Source organism: Oscillatoria salina IIICB1 (genome assembly GCF_020144665.1).
Taxonomy (GTDB): domain Bacteria; phylum Cyanobacteriota; class Cyanobacteriia; order Cyanobacteriales; family SIO1D9; genus IIICB1.
Genome location: NZ_JAAHBQ010000035.1, coordinates 24476 through 40121, shown reverse-complemented (window position 1 = coordinate 40121; position 15646 = coordinate 24476). Strand labels below are relative to the sequence as shown.

General features: G+C 41.5%; 17 protein-coding genes. 10 read left to right on the top strand and 7 right to left on the bottom strand.

Annotated elements, in window-relative coordinates; all coding sequences use genetic code 11:
• Positions 1 to 251 precede the first annotated feature (251 nt).
• Positions 252 to 1370, top strand: a complete 1119-nt coding sequence (locus G3T18_RS12115) for an RNA-guided endonuclease InsQ/TnpB family protein (protein ID WP_263480384.1) — start codon at positions 252 to 254, stop codon at positions 1368 to 1370.
• A gap of 151 nt (positions 1371 to 1521) precedes the next feature.
• Positions 1522 to 1743 carry a hypothetical protein gene (locus G3T18_RS12110; protein WP_224410814.1) on the top strand — a complete coding sequence of 74 codons (222 nt, stop codon included), beginning with the start codon at positions 1522 to 1524 and terminating at the stop codon, positions 1741 to 1743.
• A 30-nt stretch (positions 1744 to 1773) separates the two neighbouring features.
• On the opposite strand, the gene G3T18_RS12105 is transcribed toward G3T18_RS12110, so the two are convergent.
• The 5 genes from G3T18_RS12105 to G3T18_RS12085 form a co-directional block, all read right to left on the bottom strand.
• Positions 1774 to 2451 (bottom strand): SAM-dependent methyltransferase, encoded by a 678-nt coding sequence (locus G3T18_RS12105; protein WP_224410813.1) that lies wholly within the window; start codon positions 2449 to 2451, stop codon positions 1774 to 1776.
• A 17-nt stretch (positions 2452 to 2468) separates the two neighbouring features.
• Complete coding sequence (locus G3T18_RS12100) at positions 2469 to 2858, bottom strand: RidA family protein (protein ID WP_224410812.1); 390 nt, start codon at positions 2856 to 2858, stop codon at positions 2469 to 2471.
• A gap of 137 nt (positions 2859 to 2995) precedes the next feature.
• Complete coding sequence (locus tag G3T18_RS12095) at positions 2996 to 3172, bottom strand: hypothetical protein (RefSeq protein WP_224410811.1); 177 nt, start codon at positions 3170 to 3172, stop codon at positions 2996 to 2998.
• A gap of 17 nt (positions 3173 to 3189) precedes the next feature.
• A complete protein-coding gene (locus tag G3T18_RS12090; protein ID WP_224410810.1) occupies positions 3190 to 3339 on the bottom strand; it encodes a hypothetical protein in 150 nt (49 codons plus the stop codon).
• Between the two features lie 25 nt (positions 3340 to 3364).
• Positions 3365 to 3640, bottom strand: coding sequence for a hypothetical protein (locus tag G3T18_RS12085; RefSeq protein WP_224410809.1), 276 nt, complete (start codon positions 3638 to 3640; stop codon positions 3365 to 3367).
• 237 nt (positions 3641 to 3877) lie between these two features.
• Here G3T18_RS12085 and pdxR point away from each other — a divergent pair, with 237 nt between their 5' ends.
• The 8 genes from pdxR (at position 3878) to G3T18_RS12045 (ending at position 12129) form a co-directional block, all read left to right on the top strand.
• Positions 3878 to 5338, top strand: a complete 1461-nt coding sequence (gene pdxR / locus G3T18_RS12080; RefSeq protein ID WP_224410808.1) for a MocR-like pyridoxine biosynthesis transcription factor PdxR — start codon at positions 3878 to 3880, stop codon at positions 5336 to 5338.
• A gap of 15 nt (positions 5339 to 5353) precedes the next feature.
• A complete protein-coding gene (locus G3T18_RS12075) occupies positions 5354 to 5866 on the top strand; it encodes a DNA-binding protein (protein ID WP_224410807.1) in 513 nt (170 codons plus the stop codon).
• Between the two features lie 26 nt (positions 5867 to 5892).
• Positions 5893 to 6969: a tocopherol cyclase family protein gene (locus tag G3T18_RS12070; RefSeq protein ID WP_224410806.1), complete on the top strand. Its 1077-nt coding sequence runs from the start codon at positions 5893 to 5895 to the stop codon at positions 6967 to 6969.
• A 363-nt stretch (positions 6970 to 7332) separates the two neighbouring features.
• Positions 7333 to 7986: a DNA endonuclease gene (locus tag G3T18_RS12065; RefSeq protein WP_224410805.1), complete on the top strand. Its 654-nt coding sequence runs from the start codon at positions 7333 to 7335 to the stop codon at positions 7984 to 7986.
• 223 nt (positions 7987 to 8209) lie between these two features.
• Positions 8210 to 8806: a YdcF family protein gene (locus G3T18_RS12060; protein WP_224410804.1), complete on the top strand. Its 597-nt coding sequence runs from the start codon at positions 8210 to 8212 to the stop codon at positions 8804 to 8806.
• 89 nt (positions 8807 to 8895) lie between these two features.
• A complete protein-coding gene (locus G3T18_RS12055) occupies positions 8896 to 9291 on the top strand; it encodes an ArsR/SmtB family transcription factor (protein WP_224410803.1) in 396 nt (131 codons plus the stop codon).
• 17 nt (positions 9292 to 9308) lie between these two features.
• Positions 9309 to 9953 (top strand): Uma2 family endonuclease, encoded by a 645-nt coding sequence (locus G3T18_RS12050; RefSeq protein ID WP_224410802.1) that lies wholly within the window; start codon positions 9309 to 9311, stop codon positions 9951 to 9953.
• A 94-nt stretch (positions 9954 to 10047) separates the two neighbouring features.
• Positions 10048 to 12129, top strand: coding sequence for a heavy metal translocating P-type ATPase (locus G3T18_RS12045; RefSeq protein ID WP_224410801.1), 2082 nt, complete (start codon positions 10048 to 10050; stop codon positions 12127 to 12129).
• Between the two features lie 214 nt (positions 12130 to 12343).
• Here the strand turns inward: G3T18_RS12045 and G3T18_RS12040 are convergent, their stop codons facing one another.
• Entirely contained in the window at positions 12344 to 12796 is a 453-nt protein-coding gene (locus tag G3T18_RS12040; protein WP_224410800.1) for a hypothetical protein, read from the bottom strand.
• Positions 12786 to 15350 carry a DNA mismatch repair protein MutS gene (gene mutS, locus G3T18_RS12035; RefSeq protein ID WP_224410828.1) on the bottom strand — a complete coding sequence of 855 codons (2565 nt, stop codon included), beginning with the start codon at positions 15348 to 15350 and terminating at the stop codon, positions 12786 to 12788. Before mutS ends, G3T18_RS12040 begins: the two co-directional genes overlap by 11 nt.
• Positions 15351 to 15646: the final 296 nt, after the last annotated feature.

Genomic DNA, 15646 nt, shown 5'->3' with positions numbered 1-15646 from the left:
AAACATCCATCACTCAGCTAGTTTAGTACGCTCCTCGCTCTGAAGAAAGCTTGCAGTGGTTTAGTCATACTGCCGTTAGAGCCAATCTAACCGTTGTTTCTTACTTACCGGGATTTCGACCTACTAGAGCGAAGAATCACGTAGATTTTAGTTTTACTTGCTATCAACTATTGTACTAACTTTCTAGTTTCTTTTCAATCAAAGTCGCCGTAGAACAGCGAGGCTTTAAACCCATTTTTTTTGGTAAGTGCTTGGTAGATAGATGCTCTTTGGAAAAAGAGTACATCCTCTCTCCCGAATTAAAGTTCAAGAGCGAAATTCAGCAACTTAATAATTTGCCCAAGGCTAAGAAAGAATTTCCCAGATTGAGCGAAGTTCCTTCTCAAGTTCTCCAGCAAACTATTAAGCAGTTGCACAAGGGATGGGAATATTTCCAGAAACGAGGATTTGGCGCTCCCCGCTTCAAAAAGTTTGGTCAATTCAAGTCATTGCTATTCCCCCAATTTCAAGAAAATCCAGTAACCAACTTGCACGTTAAACTGCCCAAAATTGGAGCAATCCCCATCAATTTGCATAGACCAATTCCTACGGGATTTATGGTTAAACAGGTACGGATTTTGAGGAAAGCCGATAAATGGTATGCCTCTATCTCTTTGCAGTGCGATGTCAGTGTTCCCGACCCCATGCCTCATGGACATCCCATCGGGGTTGATGTAGGGTTGGAAAAGTTTTTGGCAACCAGTGACGGTGTTCTTGTCAAGCCGCCTAAATTTTTTAAACAACTGCAAAGCAAGCTGAAATTGCTGCAACGTAGGTTGTCTAGGAAAAAGAAGCGGTCTAAGAATTATGAGAAACAACGTCTTCAAGTTGCTCGTCTTCACCACAAAATCGACAACACGAGGAAAGACTTTCATTACAAACAAGCTCATGCGCTTTGTGATGCAGGTGATATGGTCTTTATGGAAGACTTGGATTATCGCATTACTGCTAAAGGAATGTTTGGAAAACAGATGCTCGACGCTGCGTTTGGACAATTTAGAAGCATTGTCAAGTATGTGTGCTGGAAGCGTGGAAAGTTCTTTAGTACAGTTGACGCAAAAGGGACTTCTCAGCAGTGTCCTGAATGTGGGGAAGAAGTCAAAAAAGACCTGAGTGTGAGAATTCACGATTGTCCTCATTGTAAATATAAAACAGATCGGGATGTGGCAGCAGGTCAAAATATCAGAAACAGAGGAATTAAGTTAATTAGTACCGTTGGACAGATGGGAAAGGAAACTGCCTGTGCAGACGAGCTACCGGGGGCTGGAGTAATTCAGTCTAGGCAAGTGTCGCAACCCCGTCAGGGAAAAACCAGGAAACCCAAGAAGTGATTCTTGGAAGCCCCCACCAAATCTTTGATTATGGTGGGGGAGGATGTCACTAGCTTCAACAGTTTAAAATGCCTACTTCTACTTTTAGACAGATGAATAATTCCTGAGAATTCACTGTAATTGATTGCAGAAAATATCGGAGGAAAAATTAATGGCTAATCAAGCAGTTAGCGATCTAGAATACGACTTACTAAGCGTTTTACACAATAAGTCGGAAGCAATAAAAGCTTACGATACTTATATTCAAGATGCTCAAGCAAAAGACTCAAAACCTTGCGTAGAACTATTTAAGAAACTTCAAGAGCAAGATATTTCTACCGCTAAGGAAGTTCGCGAACATCTCAAACAGGTAATGGAAAAAGGCAAAATGTAAATCTAGATAAAGGTGTGTTCAAATCGCACCTTACTTAATAACCAAAAGTTGATTTCCTCCTTGTTGGAATTCGTATTCAACCTGTTTTATTTGACAAGTATAGCCTTGTTTGGCTAACATTTCTCGAACATAGTAAAGGTGAGGAGATATTTCCCCCGATAAATTTAAAAGAGGAAAAATTCGCACTTCTTTTGCAACTAGACACATTTCTCTTACCGCTTCTAAATGAAATTCTTGCGATAATTGTGCAGAATAACTAAAGAGAAAATGGGAGCACAAAGCTAAATCGAATTTATCTTCTTCAAAAGGTAAATTAGGTAAAGCATTAGTTAAATAACGTCCTTCACCAACTCCTGCGGGAAAATCAGCTAAAAATTTTTCCATTGCAGCCATTCTGACTTTTCCTAACTCATCAGGAGAGTTAATTTCTTTCCAGACATAATTATCTTGGTTAGCTGCTACCTGACTAATTATCTCTGGATAAGTTTCGGCAATTCTTTGAGCAATTTCTTCCGCAGAAAACTGATAAACTGGATCGCAGGAAATAACTTTGTATCCTTTTTTATTCATTTCTGCATTAAAGCTAGCTGGACCTCCCGCACAATCAATTATTTTACCTTGTAATTCGTCAGAAGTGAGGTTAAACATTCTGACATATTCAGTAAAAGAGCGTCCCCAAGGAATAACTTTCTCTAATTTTAAACCCATTATCTATGCTCGGTATTTTACTCGGAAATAATTGCTTCGGCTTCTATCTCTACTAAAATTTCTGGGGAAATCAAACGACTAACTTCTACCATCGTCGTTGCGGGACGAATTTCACCGAAAAACTTACCATGAGCTTGACCAATTTTTTCCCAATCGTCAATATTTGTAACATAAATACGCGATCGCACGACATCTTTTAAACTCGCACCTGCTTTAATTAATGCAGTCTCGATATTTTTGATAATTTGAATAGTTTGCGCGTAAGGATCGTTAATACCGATAATTTTCCCATCGTTATCGGTTGCAGTAGTACCAGAAACATGAATAGTCGAACCAATACGCACTGCTCTTGAGTAACCGACAATTGTTTCCCAAGGTGTATTGCTAGAAATATTTTTACGTTGCATTGTTTGGCTTTTTGTTTGTGTTTATGCTCAGTAAATTTAAATTGAGAATTAGTTTAGCACATCTGTATCTTTTTGGCGATTATATTCTATATATTTAGGAGTTTATTCAATGAGGGCTAAAGCCCTCACTACGAACTTTATCCGAGCTGTAATACTTGTTTTTCACCTCGGCGAAATTCAGAAATTTCTCGTTTGGTTACTACACAAACTTGTAGTTTAATTTGGGGTCGATCTTTTGGCTTTTTTGCTGCTTTTAGGTTGTCAAAGCGAGAGAAAAATTTTCCTGGTTTGGATTGGGAATCGCGGGTTAACATAGTTAAGATACTCGAATCTAAATCTTGTTTCTTTGTTCGGGACGAGTGGAAATAAACTTGCCGTAGTAAAGGCTAAAAAGCCAAACTTGTTTGACGAGTTGGATTAACTTGGAGTTAAAGCAATTGCGGCGCTCTTGATAATTGAGTTTGTAAGCTAATTTCAGCATAATCTCATCGTAAACTAATTAATTTTTACTTACTGTAGTAACGTTTTTCTAACCAAATTCGGACTTCATTTTCCGAATCAAAAGAATAACAGAAATTAGTAACTGGATCGTAAACTTGCCAATAAGTCTTTCCGTAGCGATCGCGCTTTTCGTAAATTCGCGGCTCAGAACTTCGTACCGTAATATTGAGGAGGTATTCCCAAACAATATCTTTAGCAACAACTTGCCAAATTTTCTCGAACAAAAACCCCAAATTAACATCTTTTGGCGTAACTGTAGCTCGAATAGCGCCATTTCTCATCGTCTTACACCTCTTTCTTTGCGTCTACCCTTACGGAATGCGTCTTTGCGCGCTAAAATATGGAACTATTTTTACTATGACCGAGAAATAGATAACTGAGAAGGTACAGATTTCCTCAGTTTGAGTAGTACAGTTGCCGAAAAGTGAAACTGTACTAGTAAAAATTAGCAAAACTGTACTAGGTAATTAGCCCAGTGAAAGACTACACTGGCAATTAGTGCCAGGGAGGACGAAATTGTGAGAATTCCCCTAGACCGTTGTGCGACCAAACCCGTATACTTGCAGATACGCGATCGCCTGCATCGCTTAATCGAGTCAGGAGCATTAAAACCTGGCGATCGTTTACCTTCGATTCGTTCTTTAGCGAATAGTACCCAAGTCAATAAACTGACTGTAATTGAAGCTTACGGCGTTTTGGAAGCTGACGGTTTAATTCACGCACGTCCCGGTGCAGGTTATTTTGTCAACTCGGAAACAGCCACCTCACCGAAACGAGAATCAAATTTTGCACCGAAACAAGACGCGATCGTTGCTAAACAGCGAAATAGTTCCTTTATCGCTCAATATCAAGCTTCTACCCGCGCAGTTTGTCATCCCGCAGAAATCATTGACTTAAGCGGCGGTTTACCGATCAAATCAGATTTAGATGACCTTCAGCGTATCGCCCGACGAGCAATGAAACAAGTCTCTGATACACTTTTTAACTATGGTTTAGCTCACGGACAATGTCGTTTGCGCGAACAAATTGCCCAAATGTTAGTTCAGCAAGGATTAGCCGTTTCACCAGGTAATTTAATTATTACCAATGGTTCCGCGCAAGGCTTATCTTTAATCTTTCGTTACTACGTTAAACCGGGAGATTGGGTAATAGTTGAAAGTCCCGGCTATCACGGTGCTTTAGCAATTTTAGAAGATATTGGCGCCAGAATTATAGGTATTCCCATCACTGGGGAAGGAATGAATTTAGAATTTCTCGAACAATATCTTCGCAGTCATCGACCAAAGTTAATTTATACTGTCAGTACCTTACAAAATCCTACTGGATTAACTACCTCAACTTCTCATCGGCGCCAACTGCTAGCTTTAGCAGAAGAATATGAATGTTTAATCTTAGAAGATAATGCTTATGAAGGTTTAAGTTTCGAGCCCCCACCAGCACCAATAAAAGCACTAGATCGCGAAGATACAGTGATTTATGTGGGGACATTTTCTAAGACATTAATGCCTGGATTAAGAGTCGGCTATATGGTAGCTACTGGGCAAAATTATGCCAATTTATTAGAACAAAAATTACTCCACGATTTGCACGTTTCTACTGTTTCCCAAGCTATAGTCAGCGAATATTTAGGATCTGGTCATTATCGCCGTCACTTGAAACGTTTACAAGCAAGTAATTTGCAAAATCGCAATCAAATGTTAGCAGCTTTAGAACGTTATTTTCCTGACGAAGCTACTTGGACAGTTCCCGAAGGCGGTATTTTCTTATGGGTGCAGCTACCGGAAAAGTTGCCTTTATTGGACGTTTACCGAGAAGCCTTGGCGCAAAATGTACTTGTTTCACCAGGAAATTCATTTTTTCCTGGACAAGGGGGTTATAACGCAATGCGAATCAATTTTTCTCATTCACCAGAAGTAATTGAGCGGGGCATCTCGATTTTAGGTAAACTACTGAAAGATAAGTTAATTCAGGCTGGATGAGATTTGTCTGAGAGGATGATGATTAAAAATGAGCAACAGTATAAAAATACTCTTGATTGGATTGACAAGTTTCAACAATCTTTAGCTGGTTTAGACAGAGACGAAGATAAGAGAAAAAACGATCCTGAAGGTTGGGAATTATTATATAATTCGTTTCAAAGTCAGCTATTAAGATTAAAACAAGAAATTAATGAGTATGAATTTCTAAGATCTCACAGTCAAAGTCAGCCAATTGTTTTAAAAATTAGCGATATTGACTGTTTAGCCGAAATTTGTATTAAAGCTCGCCTAGCGGCTAAACTTAGTTGCGAAGAACTTGGTGAATTATCAGGAATATCAGCAGAAAAAATTCGAGAATATGAAGAAACAGATTATGAAAATGCTAGTTTTTTAGCTGTAAAATCAGTTATTGATGCTCTAAATATCAAACTAAAAACAGGTGAGTTTGTAGTTTCGTTAGATACGTTGAGAAGAACACCAATAACTAAAGAGGAATTACTGCAAACTAAGTCAACTGAACTAAGATAGCATTGATAAGTAAAGCGTTGAATTTCATGACTGATACTCTGCAAACACCTCATAGCGGCTATCATTGGGATGGTAGTGACGCACGTTTTTTTGAAGGTTGGTATTATCGGGTTACTCTCCCAAAAGTAGGTGAAACTTTCGGATTTATGTATTCTATCGACGATCCGATTGGTGGTAAACCTCATAGCGGTGGTGCAGCGCAAATACTCGGACCAAATGATGAATATCTCTGTCGTACTTTCCCGGATGTAAATGGTTTCTGGGCGCTGCAAGATCGCTTAGGATTAGGACATTGGGGAAAAACTGATTTAGCTGCACCTGCAAGTTTACTCGATCGCGGAGATTTTGAGTGTCACATAAAAGAAGGTTATCAAGCTACAGCAAAATTCCACCAAGGATTTATTCACGATCCGAGTAGCGATCGCTACTGTCGCTGGTATTATGAAATTGAACCTGTTTATGGTTGGGGCGATCCCAAACTTCCTCAACAAGCTACCGCAGGTTGGCTCTCATTTTTGCCAATTTTTGAACCAGGTTGGCAAATTATGCTCGCGCATGGTTTAGCTACAGGTTGGATTGACTGGAATGGTCAACGTTACGAGTTTACTAAAGTTCCGGCTTATAGTGAAAAAAATTGGGGTCGTTCTTTCCCCCAAAAGTGGTTTTGGGTTAACTGTAACAGCTTTGACAACGAACCTGACTTAGCTTTAACCGCAGGTGGTGGCAAACGTGGCTTATTATGGTGGATGGAAGAAGTAGCGCTAATTTGCTTTCACCATCAAGGCAAATTTTACGAATTCGTCCCTTGGAATTCTCAGGTAAGTTGGCAAATTCAGCCTTGGGGTAGATGGTCAATGCAAGCGCGTAACCTCTGGTATGAAGTAGAATTAACCGCAACTACCGATTTACCGGGAACACCTCTACGCGCACCGACAGAAAAAGGCTTAATTTTTTGCTGTCAAGACACGATGAAAGGAAAATTAAAGCTAGAGTTACGCGATCGCCACGGTAAAATTATTCTCCATGCTACCAGTTCTCTCTCAGGTTTAGAAGTTGGCGGCGGCATCCCTTGGCAAGAACCCTGGATTCATGGTAGTTGGTGATTAGGGACTGGGTTCAGTGAACAGTGAACAGTTACCAGTTATCAGTTATCAGTAGTCAGTGAACAATTAGCAGTTTACCATCCACTTCCTCCTTGTCTTCCCCCTCCTCCTTGTCTTCCCCCTCCTCCTTGTCTTCCCCCTCTTCCCAGTCCCCAACTGTTAACGATAACTGCTATGATATTTAAGGATCAATTTTGGGGCTGTGGCTCAGTTGGATAGAGCAAGCGCCTCCTGAAAGATCGGGCATCGTGAGGGAAACTTCACGCATGAATGTAGTCAAAGTCAAGGAAGCCTAAGTCTGTCTAGTAACAGATAAGGTAATCTTGAGCCAAGCCAAGCGATATTTCCAATATCGTCTGGAAGGTGCAGAGACTGGTTGTAGAGAGCGATCGCATGATGGACTACAATGTCTCATCAAAAGTAGAGCAACGAGGCGTACTAGCTGGAATGTTGTTGGGTACAGGAAAAATTCGTGAGAATAACTTCTTTATCGAACACAGTGAAAATCAAGAAGATTACTTAATTTTTAAGCAGCATCTTCTCGAACAAATTACCCTCAAACCAGTTAGTATTTCTCAATGGAAAACGAAAAAAGGCAAAGTTCTTTTTCGGATTGAACCAAAGTTAATTCCTTTAACCAGGGTGTTGATTAAAAAGTTATATCCAGGAAAAAATCTAACAATTACGAGAAATTTCCTGAATCTCTTAACTCCCCAAGGAATAGCAATATGGTTCATGGATAAAGGTTCCAAGTCCTTTAAGAAGAAAAACGGTAAAATTCACGCTCTCGAAGTTACCCTAAATACTTATCTATCTAAGTTAGAAAATGAGCTGATTGTTACTTATTTTTCTGACTTATGGGGATTTAGATGGGGACTAAGTAAAGCGAAAGAAACTTACCGTTTGCGAATGGGGACAAAAGAAGGAAAAAAATTTCTTGACTTTTTGCGACCTTATATCCATCCTAGTATGCTTTATAAAATACAAACCTCCTACAACATAACGGCTACCACCTAAAGGTAAAATACCTAGGGTGAAGGAATAGTCCGGAGAGTGAGGAAACTCACACAAATCTGAAGCGCTAGGTCGCCGGTTCAAATCCGGCCAGTCCCGTTGAAAATAACCTTAAATAAGGGTGAAATCCTGGTTACTTTTTACTGTTTTTAGCGGTAAACTAAGGCGAGGAGTTTAAACTTACTTGTCTATTTTTTCCAAAACAACCAGAAAAAGTATCTTATTCATGTTGTTAAAAATTGGTTCTCACAAGCAAAAAAATCTTTTTCGTAATCGTCAGCGAAATCGCTTTCGTCTGGGTGTCTGGTTGTTACCAATAATTGCTGTTTCTTTGTGGTTTGGCTATCGAGAAGTAATGAGTTATATCGTCAAACCTGAAGCAGTTTTTGTGCTAGGTGGAGCTGAAGAAAGAGAACGGTTTGCCGCCAAATTAGCTCAACAAGATCCAGAGTTACATATTTGGGTGTCTGGTGGTAGTCCTCACTGGTATGCGGAAAGAATTTTTAACAATGCGGGGATTGAGCGATCGCGTCTCCACATCGACCGTAGCGCTCTCGATACAGTTACGAACTTTACCACATTAGTGGACGAATTGCAAGCAGAAAATATAGATAGTGTTTACCTCGTTACCTCCGACTATCATATGCGTCGCGCCCGCGTCATTGGCGAAATCGTCTTCGGAAGTCGAGGCATAGTCCTCAAACCGATTTCTGTACCTTCAGAGAAAAAAACAGAACCAGTTAGCAAATGCGTCCGCGACGGAGCTAGGGCGCTAATTTGGCTCACCACAGGCAAAAAAGGCGCAAAATTAGCTCGATATTAAGATCGGGTTAAACATCCCATTATCTGAACGACTATTCAAATGGTAATGATTCTTAGTATCATAGAGTCAAGTCTAAAAACTAATTTCGCATGGCTGACTCTAGTTCCTTAAATAAACAAACTCCTTTATCTTCTGATGCTCCTGGCTGTGAAGAATCTTTAGTTCATCTAGATAATGTGTGGCAGGTTCAACGTAAGGTTCTAGCAACCGAAAAGGCGCAACAAATGGCAGAATTTTTTAGCGTTCTCTCTGACCCTCATCGGCTAAAATTGCTTTCAGCTTTAGCGCAGCAAGAGCTTTGTGTTTGCGACTTAGCAGCGAGCGTCAAAATGGGCGAATCGGCGGTATCTCATCAGCTAAGAGTGTTGCGATCGCAAAAGCTCGTCAAATATCGTCGTCAAGGTCGCAACGTCTATTATAGTCTTGCTGACGACCATATTGTGACTCTCTATCGAGAAGTAGCCGACCACCTCGATGAAGGATAAAATTAAATCTCAAAAAGATGTTACCGACTATCACCCCAGATAAAATCGATCTTCCCGCAGGAACAAGATTACAGTTTCCTGGTACTATAGCCGATTACGAACAACTTTTAGAACGGTTAGGCGATCGCGCTATTCCCCGTCTTCGTTTCCGGGATAACCACATATTACTGATGAGTCCCTTACCCGAACATGGCAAAGAAATTGATGTTATTGTCGATTTAGTCAAAGCACTACTACGTCATCAAGACCGAGATTGGGATAGCTTTCACCCGATAACACTAAGGTATGGGAAAGAACCGGGATTAGAACCCGATGCTTGTTTTTATATCGAGAATTATCAAGCAATACTGGGAAAACGTAAGCTAGATATGAGTATCGATCCGCCACCCGATTTAGCAATTGAGATCGATGTTACATCTTTTACTCGCATCGAAGATTACATTTCTCTAGCAATTCCCGAAGTCTGGATTTACAAAGCTAATGAGTTACACATCTATCGTTTTACCGATAACAGCTATGTAGAAACCGATACCAGTCTTATTTTTCTCGATTTTTCGGTCAAAGAAATTGTTACTCAATATGTCGATCGCGCTTGGCAAGTCGGTTCTTCTGTAGCTTTGAGAGAATTTAGTCAGACTTTACAGTCAAGGGAAAACAAATAATTTGTTTTGCACAGCTACTTACTCTATAATTTGAATAATCTTTCATCTGAATAATCTTTCAGATATTCAGAAGTTTCTCACAGTAGGTATTGCTATGGCAGAACACCATCATCATCAAGGATGCTGTAACGAGCATTCCCCCGAACCCGTATCTGAAGTAACAACCCATAATGAGTGTGGCGATCGCAGTAACTCTGGGCATTCCCTCGAAGCTGTTTGTGAGGTTGAAACTCACCATGATGAGTGTTGCGGTAACAGTCACGACGCGAGTGAATTTAACTGGTGGCGTGAATTAAGACCGATCGCGATCGCCACACCACTTTTATTAATCGGAGTGATATTTCACGATCCTTTACATAATACTCCCTTTTCTCTTGCCGAATATGCTGTGCTGATTCCTGCTTACTTACTATGTGGTTGGGGAGTATTAACCACTGCGGGGCGGAATATATTGCGAGGTCGCATCTTTGACGAGAACTTTCTGATGACCATTGCTACCATCGGCGCGATCGCCATTCACGAACTACCAGAAGCCGTAGCCGTAATGCTGTTTTTTCAAATAGGAGAATTGGTACAGGGTTTAGCCGTAGGGCGATCGCGTCGTTCGATTCGAGCCTTACTAGAAGTGCGTCCCGATACTGCCAACCTTTTAGTTAACGGCGAGATCAAAACCGTTTCCCCCGATCGAGTTAAGATTGGGGAGATAATTCGGGTACGTCCAGGCGAGAAAATCCCCCTCGACGGAGAGATTATCGAAGGAAGTTCGCAACTAGATACTTCCGCCTTAACAGGAGAATCAGTACCTCGTACAGTCGTAACCGGAGATATCGTCTTAGCCGGAACGATCGCCCAGTCGGGAGGGCTAACCATTCGCGTTACCAAGCTTTTTGGCGAGTCATCCATTGCCAAAATTTTAGAGTTAGTAGAAAACGCCAGAAGCAAAAAAGCCGACACCGAAAAGTTTATTACCCGCTTTGCCCGTTACTATACACCCATCGTCGTCTTTCTTTCCCTAGCAGTTGCCCTGTTACCACCCTTGCTGATTTCAGGAGCAACAGCAAATACCTGGACTTATCGAGCCTTGGTGCTGTTGGTAATTTCTTGTCCCTGTGGCTTAGTCATTAGTATTCCTCTAGGTTACTTTGGCGGTATTGGTGGAGCAGCCAAGCGAGGTATTTTGATTAAAGGCTCCACCTTTTTGGATGCTCTAACTCAAGTAAAAACCGTCGTCTTCGATAAAACAGGGACGCTTACCGAAGGTAACTTTCGAGTCACTGAGATTATTTCCCATAATGGTTTGAGTCAAGAGCAACTGTTAGAATTAGCTGCCAAAGCCGAATCTGGGTCAAATCATCCCGTAGCCCAGTCGATTCGACAAGCCTACGGAAAACCGATTGATGCTTCTCAATTAAAAAATTATCAAGAAATTGCCGGACACGGTATTCGCGCCCAAGTTGACGGTAGAGTTGTACTCGCAGGAAACGATCGCCTACTACGTCGAGAAGAAATTCCCCACGATGTTTGTGTCGTAGATGGTACCGTCGCTCACTTAGCGATCGATGGTGAATACAGTGGGCGAATTATGATTGCCGATGAACTGAAAAAAGATGCTCTCAAAGCGATTCAAGCACTACATCAACAGCAAATTCAAACCGTAATGCTCACAGGAGACAGTCAGCCCATAGCAGAAAAGATTGCTCGCGAACTCAAAATCGATCGCTATCAAGCCGAACTTTTACCAGAGGATAAGGTGAATGCTTTAGAGGAGATCGTCAGAAAAGTAAACCAGACTCACCATAAAGTAGTATTTGTTGGCGATGGCATCAACGACGCACCAGTAATTGCTCGTGCTGATGTCGGAATTGCAATGGGCGGATTAGGTTCAGACGCAGCCATTGAAACCGCCGACGTAGTTATTATGACCGATGCACCCTCGAAAGTAGCAGAAGCGATCGCCATTTCCCGCCGAACTCTGAGAATTGTCTGGCAAAACATTATCATCGCTTTAGGAGTGAAAATCGTTTTTATTGGTCTGGGCGCGATCGGAGTAGCAAGCCTCTGGGAAGCCGTATTTGCTGATGTAGGAGTGGCTTTATTAGCGATTCTTAATGCCAGTCGAGTATTGCAAACAACAGAGGGGCAGAAAGGGAAAAATTCCTCAACCCCAATCGGATAATTTACTAATTTTTTAATCTGGTTCGTAAATCACTTTGAAGGCGATATCGAGCCCGATCTAGAAGGTACTTTTAGCGTACAAATACTGGTAAATCTGGGTATGTATGACCAAGAAAGCAGCCGAACTTATGTAAGAGGAATTTCAGGAATAACCTGAGAAATTTAGATCTTCAATTAATGAATCGATCGCCAATATTTGTTAATTAGAGATAGCGCTAAAAAAATACTAGCGACTCCGAAGAATTACCGCGATTTCTTTCAATTTCCTCAATTTGTTGCTGTAAAATTTGCTGTTGGAGAGAGGTTGGACGTTCTAAAAGTTCCCGAATTTGAGCTTCACTTTCCTGTTGCAAATTTCTTTCTTGGGGTTGTTGTAACTGCAAAAAATAGTAAAACAAAGGAGATTTTTCCCGAATCAAATCCTCCAATCTTCGCCCTTGCAGCGAATCATTCAACTCTTCCCTAGTTGCCGGTAACTGTCGAATTAAAGACTCAATTTCAGCCTCAGTAAACTCCCGTCCCTCACTCACACCACCCCAAAACAAAACAGTCAAAAAACACCCCACCCCCAACCAAGATAACCATCCTTCGCGCTTCTCTTTGCGTCTCTGCGTCTTGACGCGAGAAAATAACCTTCTACCCATAACTAAAACCAACTCAAAACTCATTTTCCTCAATCCCCGATCGCAACCCCAAAGCAATTTTACTATGTTGTTCAATTTGTTTCATCACTTGTTTAGCACGTTTAATCACCGAACTCGGCAAACCAGCCAAACGCCCTGCTTCAATACCATAAGAACGATCTGCACCACCGGGACGAACTTGATGCAAAAAGACAATTTCATTCGGTAATTCTTTCACCGTCACCTGATAATTAGCCACATTTTCTAAAATCGAAGCCAACTCATTTAACTCGTGATAGTGAGTAGCAAAAATTGTCCGGGCGGTAATTTCATTAGCCAGATATTCTGCCACCGCCCAAGCAATCGAAAGTCCGTCAAAAGTTGCCGTTCCCCGTCCAATTTCATCGAGTAAAACTAAAGATTTCGGTGTAGCATGATTGAGAATATTGGCGGTTTCATTCATTTCTACCATAAAAGTAGATTGACCAGTAGCCAAATCGTCCACCGCACCCACACGAGTAAAAATGCGATCGCATACTCCCAATTTAGCTGCTGTCGCGGGGACAAAACTGCCAATTTGCGCCATTAACTGAATTAATCCTACCTGACGCAAATAACAACTTTTGCCACTTGCATTTGGTCCGGTGAGAATCACTAAATCTGGTCGATCGTTATTTACTCGACCCATTTCCGTAGAATTAGGAACAAACATTCCCGTACCGAGAGATTGTTCGACTACCGGATGTCTGCCATCGATAATCGCAATTTCTCGTCCTGGGGTCATTTCCGGGCGACAATAAACTTGATATACTGCGACTTCTGATAACCCTGCAAGTACGTCAATCGCGGCAACTGCTTTGGCTGCGTTACGAATTTTTTGAGCTGCTTCCGCTACTTCCGCCCTCAATGCCGCAAAAATCTCGTATTCGATTTGATTTAAGTCCTCTTTAGCGGTTAAAATGCGCGTTTCTCTTTCTTTTAATTCCGAAGTAATATATCTTTCTTCGTTGGTTAAAGTTTGCTTGCGGGTATAATTTTCTGGCGCGTCTTCTGCTTTGGAACGAGGCATACTAATATAGTAGCCAAAGGTTTTGTTATAGCCTACTTTTAGTTTAGGAATACCAGTACGTTCTCTTTCTTGTACTTCCAGTTCGGCAATCCATTTTTGGTCTGCTTCTAGTTCTTTGCGTCGTGCATCAAGTTTTGAACTAATTCCTTCGCGAATTATACCGCCATCTTTCAAGTGTTGAGGAAGTTCATCAACTAAATGAGCAATTACATGATGTCCGAGTTGTTCTAATTCGGGAGGAATACGTTGCAATGCTCTTAAATAAGGAGAAACACCACGAGAAGCTAATTCGACTAGTTCGGTTAATTTGACCAAAGAATTAGCCAAGTTTAATAATTCTCGCGCATTCGCCGATCCCGAACCTACTCTTCCCGCGAGGCGTTCAATGTCGTATATTTCTCTAAGTAACTGACGCAAATCTTGACGAAGGGAAGTTTGAGAAACTAATTCTTCAATCGTATCTTGACGGGCGTTAATACCTTTAATCTCGATTAAAGGTTGGAGTAACCAACGTCGTAAAGCCCTACCTCCCATTGCAGTAGAAGTGCGCTCTAGCGCCCATAAAAGGGAACCGTAAAAAGTGCCATCGCGAACTGTTTGAATAATTTCGAGGTTGCGTATAGTTTGGCGATCGAGAATGAGATAATCGGCTAAGGCATAAGTGCGTAAAGGTTGCAGGGGAACTTGAAAAGCTTTTTGAGTATCTTCGAGATATTCTAATAAGCCACCTGCCGCGCGAATGCTGAAAATTTTATTTGCGCAACCCATGCCTTCGAGCGATCGCACGTTGAATTTGGCTAATAATCTTTCTCTGGCTTCAACTTGGGTAAAATGTTTTTGCGATCGCAACGAATAACAAAATGAATCTGGTAAACTATCTGGTATGCTCGGCGATCGCTCTCCTGGACGTAACAAAGCACCCACATCTGGCGCATTGGTCGGAATTAAAATCTCTGATGGTTGCAAACGTAACAACTCGTTAGCTAAGGGATCTAAATCTTGTCCTTGAGTCGTAAAAAATTCCCCAGTGGAAATATCTGCATAAGCTAAACCCCAACGATCTCCGGCAATTACTACCGCCGCTAAAAAATTATTCCGTCGTGGGGAAAGCATTCGATCGTCAGTTAATGTACCCGGAGTTAATAACTTTTGAATCTCCCGACGTACCATTCTCCCTTCAGCCGCCGCCGTTGCTGCATCTTCCACTTGATCGCAAATGACGATCGCGTAACCTTTTTCGACTAACATCGTCGTATATCTATCTAAAGCATGATGCGGTACGCCTGTCATCCGCACTCGTCCAATTTCTTTACCCCCTTCCTTAGAAGTAAGCGCTAATTCCAAAACTTGGGCGATCGTTACTGCATCTTGAAAAAAGCACTCGAAAAAATCACCTACGCGATACAGCAGCAAAGCATTCGGATACTCTTCCTTCACCTCTACATAATGCTGTAACATCGGCGTAAGCTTATCTAGATCCAGCTTGCGATAGTCCTCATGAGGACTGCTGCTACTTGCTTTCGCTACCATTTTTGTAGATGCTTTCCGGGCTGGACTCATTGCGGGTTGTTTGCTTGGTGTGCTGAGTACGATTGCTACTTTAGCGCAACCTGCACGGGATTGGTATTAAAGCTTTGTTACAATTTTTGGGAAGGGGGGTTTCAGTGAACAGTGAACAGTGAACAGTTATCAGTTATTCATAGAGATTGGAGACTAGGGAGACTGGGGAAACTTACAAGTGTATGCTTTTCAACATTGGTGCGATCGCACAGAAAATGAAGGGCGAAATTTCAGGAGTTTTTGCTTCCCAACTTCCCTAATTTCCC

What these genes read in the sequence shown, in the direction of transcription:
- G3T18_RS12110 (WP_224410814.1), top strand. Translation starts at nt 1,522, where the DNA reads ATGGCTAATCAAGCAGTTAGCGATCTAGAATACGACTTACTAAGCGTT.
- G3T18_RS12105 (WP_224410813.1), bottom strand. Translation starts at nt 2,451, where the DNA reads ATGGGTTTAAAATTAGAGAAAGTTATTCCTTGGGGACGCTCTTTTACT.
- G3T18_RS12100 (WP_224410812.1), bottom strand. Translation starts at nt 2,858, where the DNA reads ATGCAACGTAAAAATATTTCTAGCAATACACCTTGGGAAACAATTGTC.
- G3T18_RS12095 (WP_224410811.1), bottom strand. Translation starts at nt 3,172, where the DNA reads ATGTTAACCCGCGATTCCCAATCCAAACCAGGAAAATTTTTCTCTCGC.
- G3T18_RS12090 (WP_224410810.1), bottom strand. Translation starts at nt 3,339, where the DNA reads ATGCTGAAATTAGCTTACAAACTCAATTATCAAGAGCGCCGCAATTGC.
- G3T18_RS12085 (WP_224410809.1), bottom strand. Translation starts at nt 3,640, where the DNA reads ATGAGAAATGGCGCTATTCGAGCTACAGTTACGCCAAAAGATGTTAAT.
- G3T18_RS12075 (WP_224410807.1), top strand. Translation starts at nt 5,354, where the DNA reads ATGATGATTAAAAATGAGCAACAGTATAAAAATACTCTTGATTGGATT.
- G3T18_RS12070 (WP_224410806.1), top strand. Translation starts at nt 5,893, where the DNA reads ATGACTGATACTCTGCAAACACCTCATAGCGGCTATCATTGGGATGGT.
- G3T18_RS12060 (WP_224410804.1), top strand. Translation starts at nt 8,210, where the DNA reads ATGTTGTTAAAAATTGGTTCTCACAAGCAAAAAAATCTTTTTCGTAAT.
- G3T18_RS12055 (WP_224410803.1), top strand. Translation starts at nt 8,896, where the DNA reads ATGGCTGACTCTAGTTCCTTAAATAAACAAACTCCTTTATCTTCTGAT.
- G3T18_RS12050 (WP_224410802.1), top strand. Translation starts at nt 9,309, where the DNA reads ATGTTACCGACTATCACCCCAGATAAAATCGATCTTCCCGCAGGAACA.
- G3T18_RS12045 (WP_224410801.1), top strand. Translation starts at nt 10,048, where the DNA reads ATGGCAGAACACCATCATCATCAAGGATGCTGTAACGAGCATTCCCCC.
- G3T18_RS12040 (WP_224410800.1), bottom strand. Translation starts at nt 12,796, where the DNA reads ATGAGTTTTGAGTTGGTTTTAGTTATGGGTAGAAGGTTATTTTCTCGC.
- mutS (WP_224410828.1), bottom strand. Translation starts at nt 15,350, where the DNA reads ATGGTAGCGAAAGCAAGTAGCAGCAGTCCTCATGAGGACTATCGCAAG.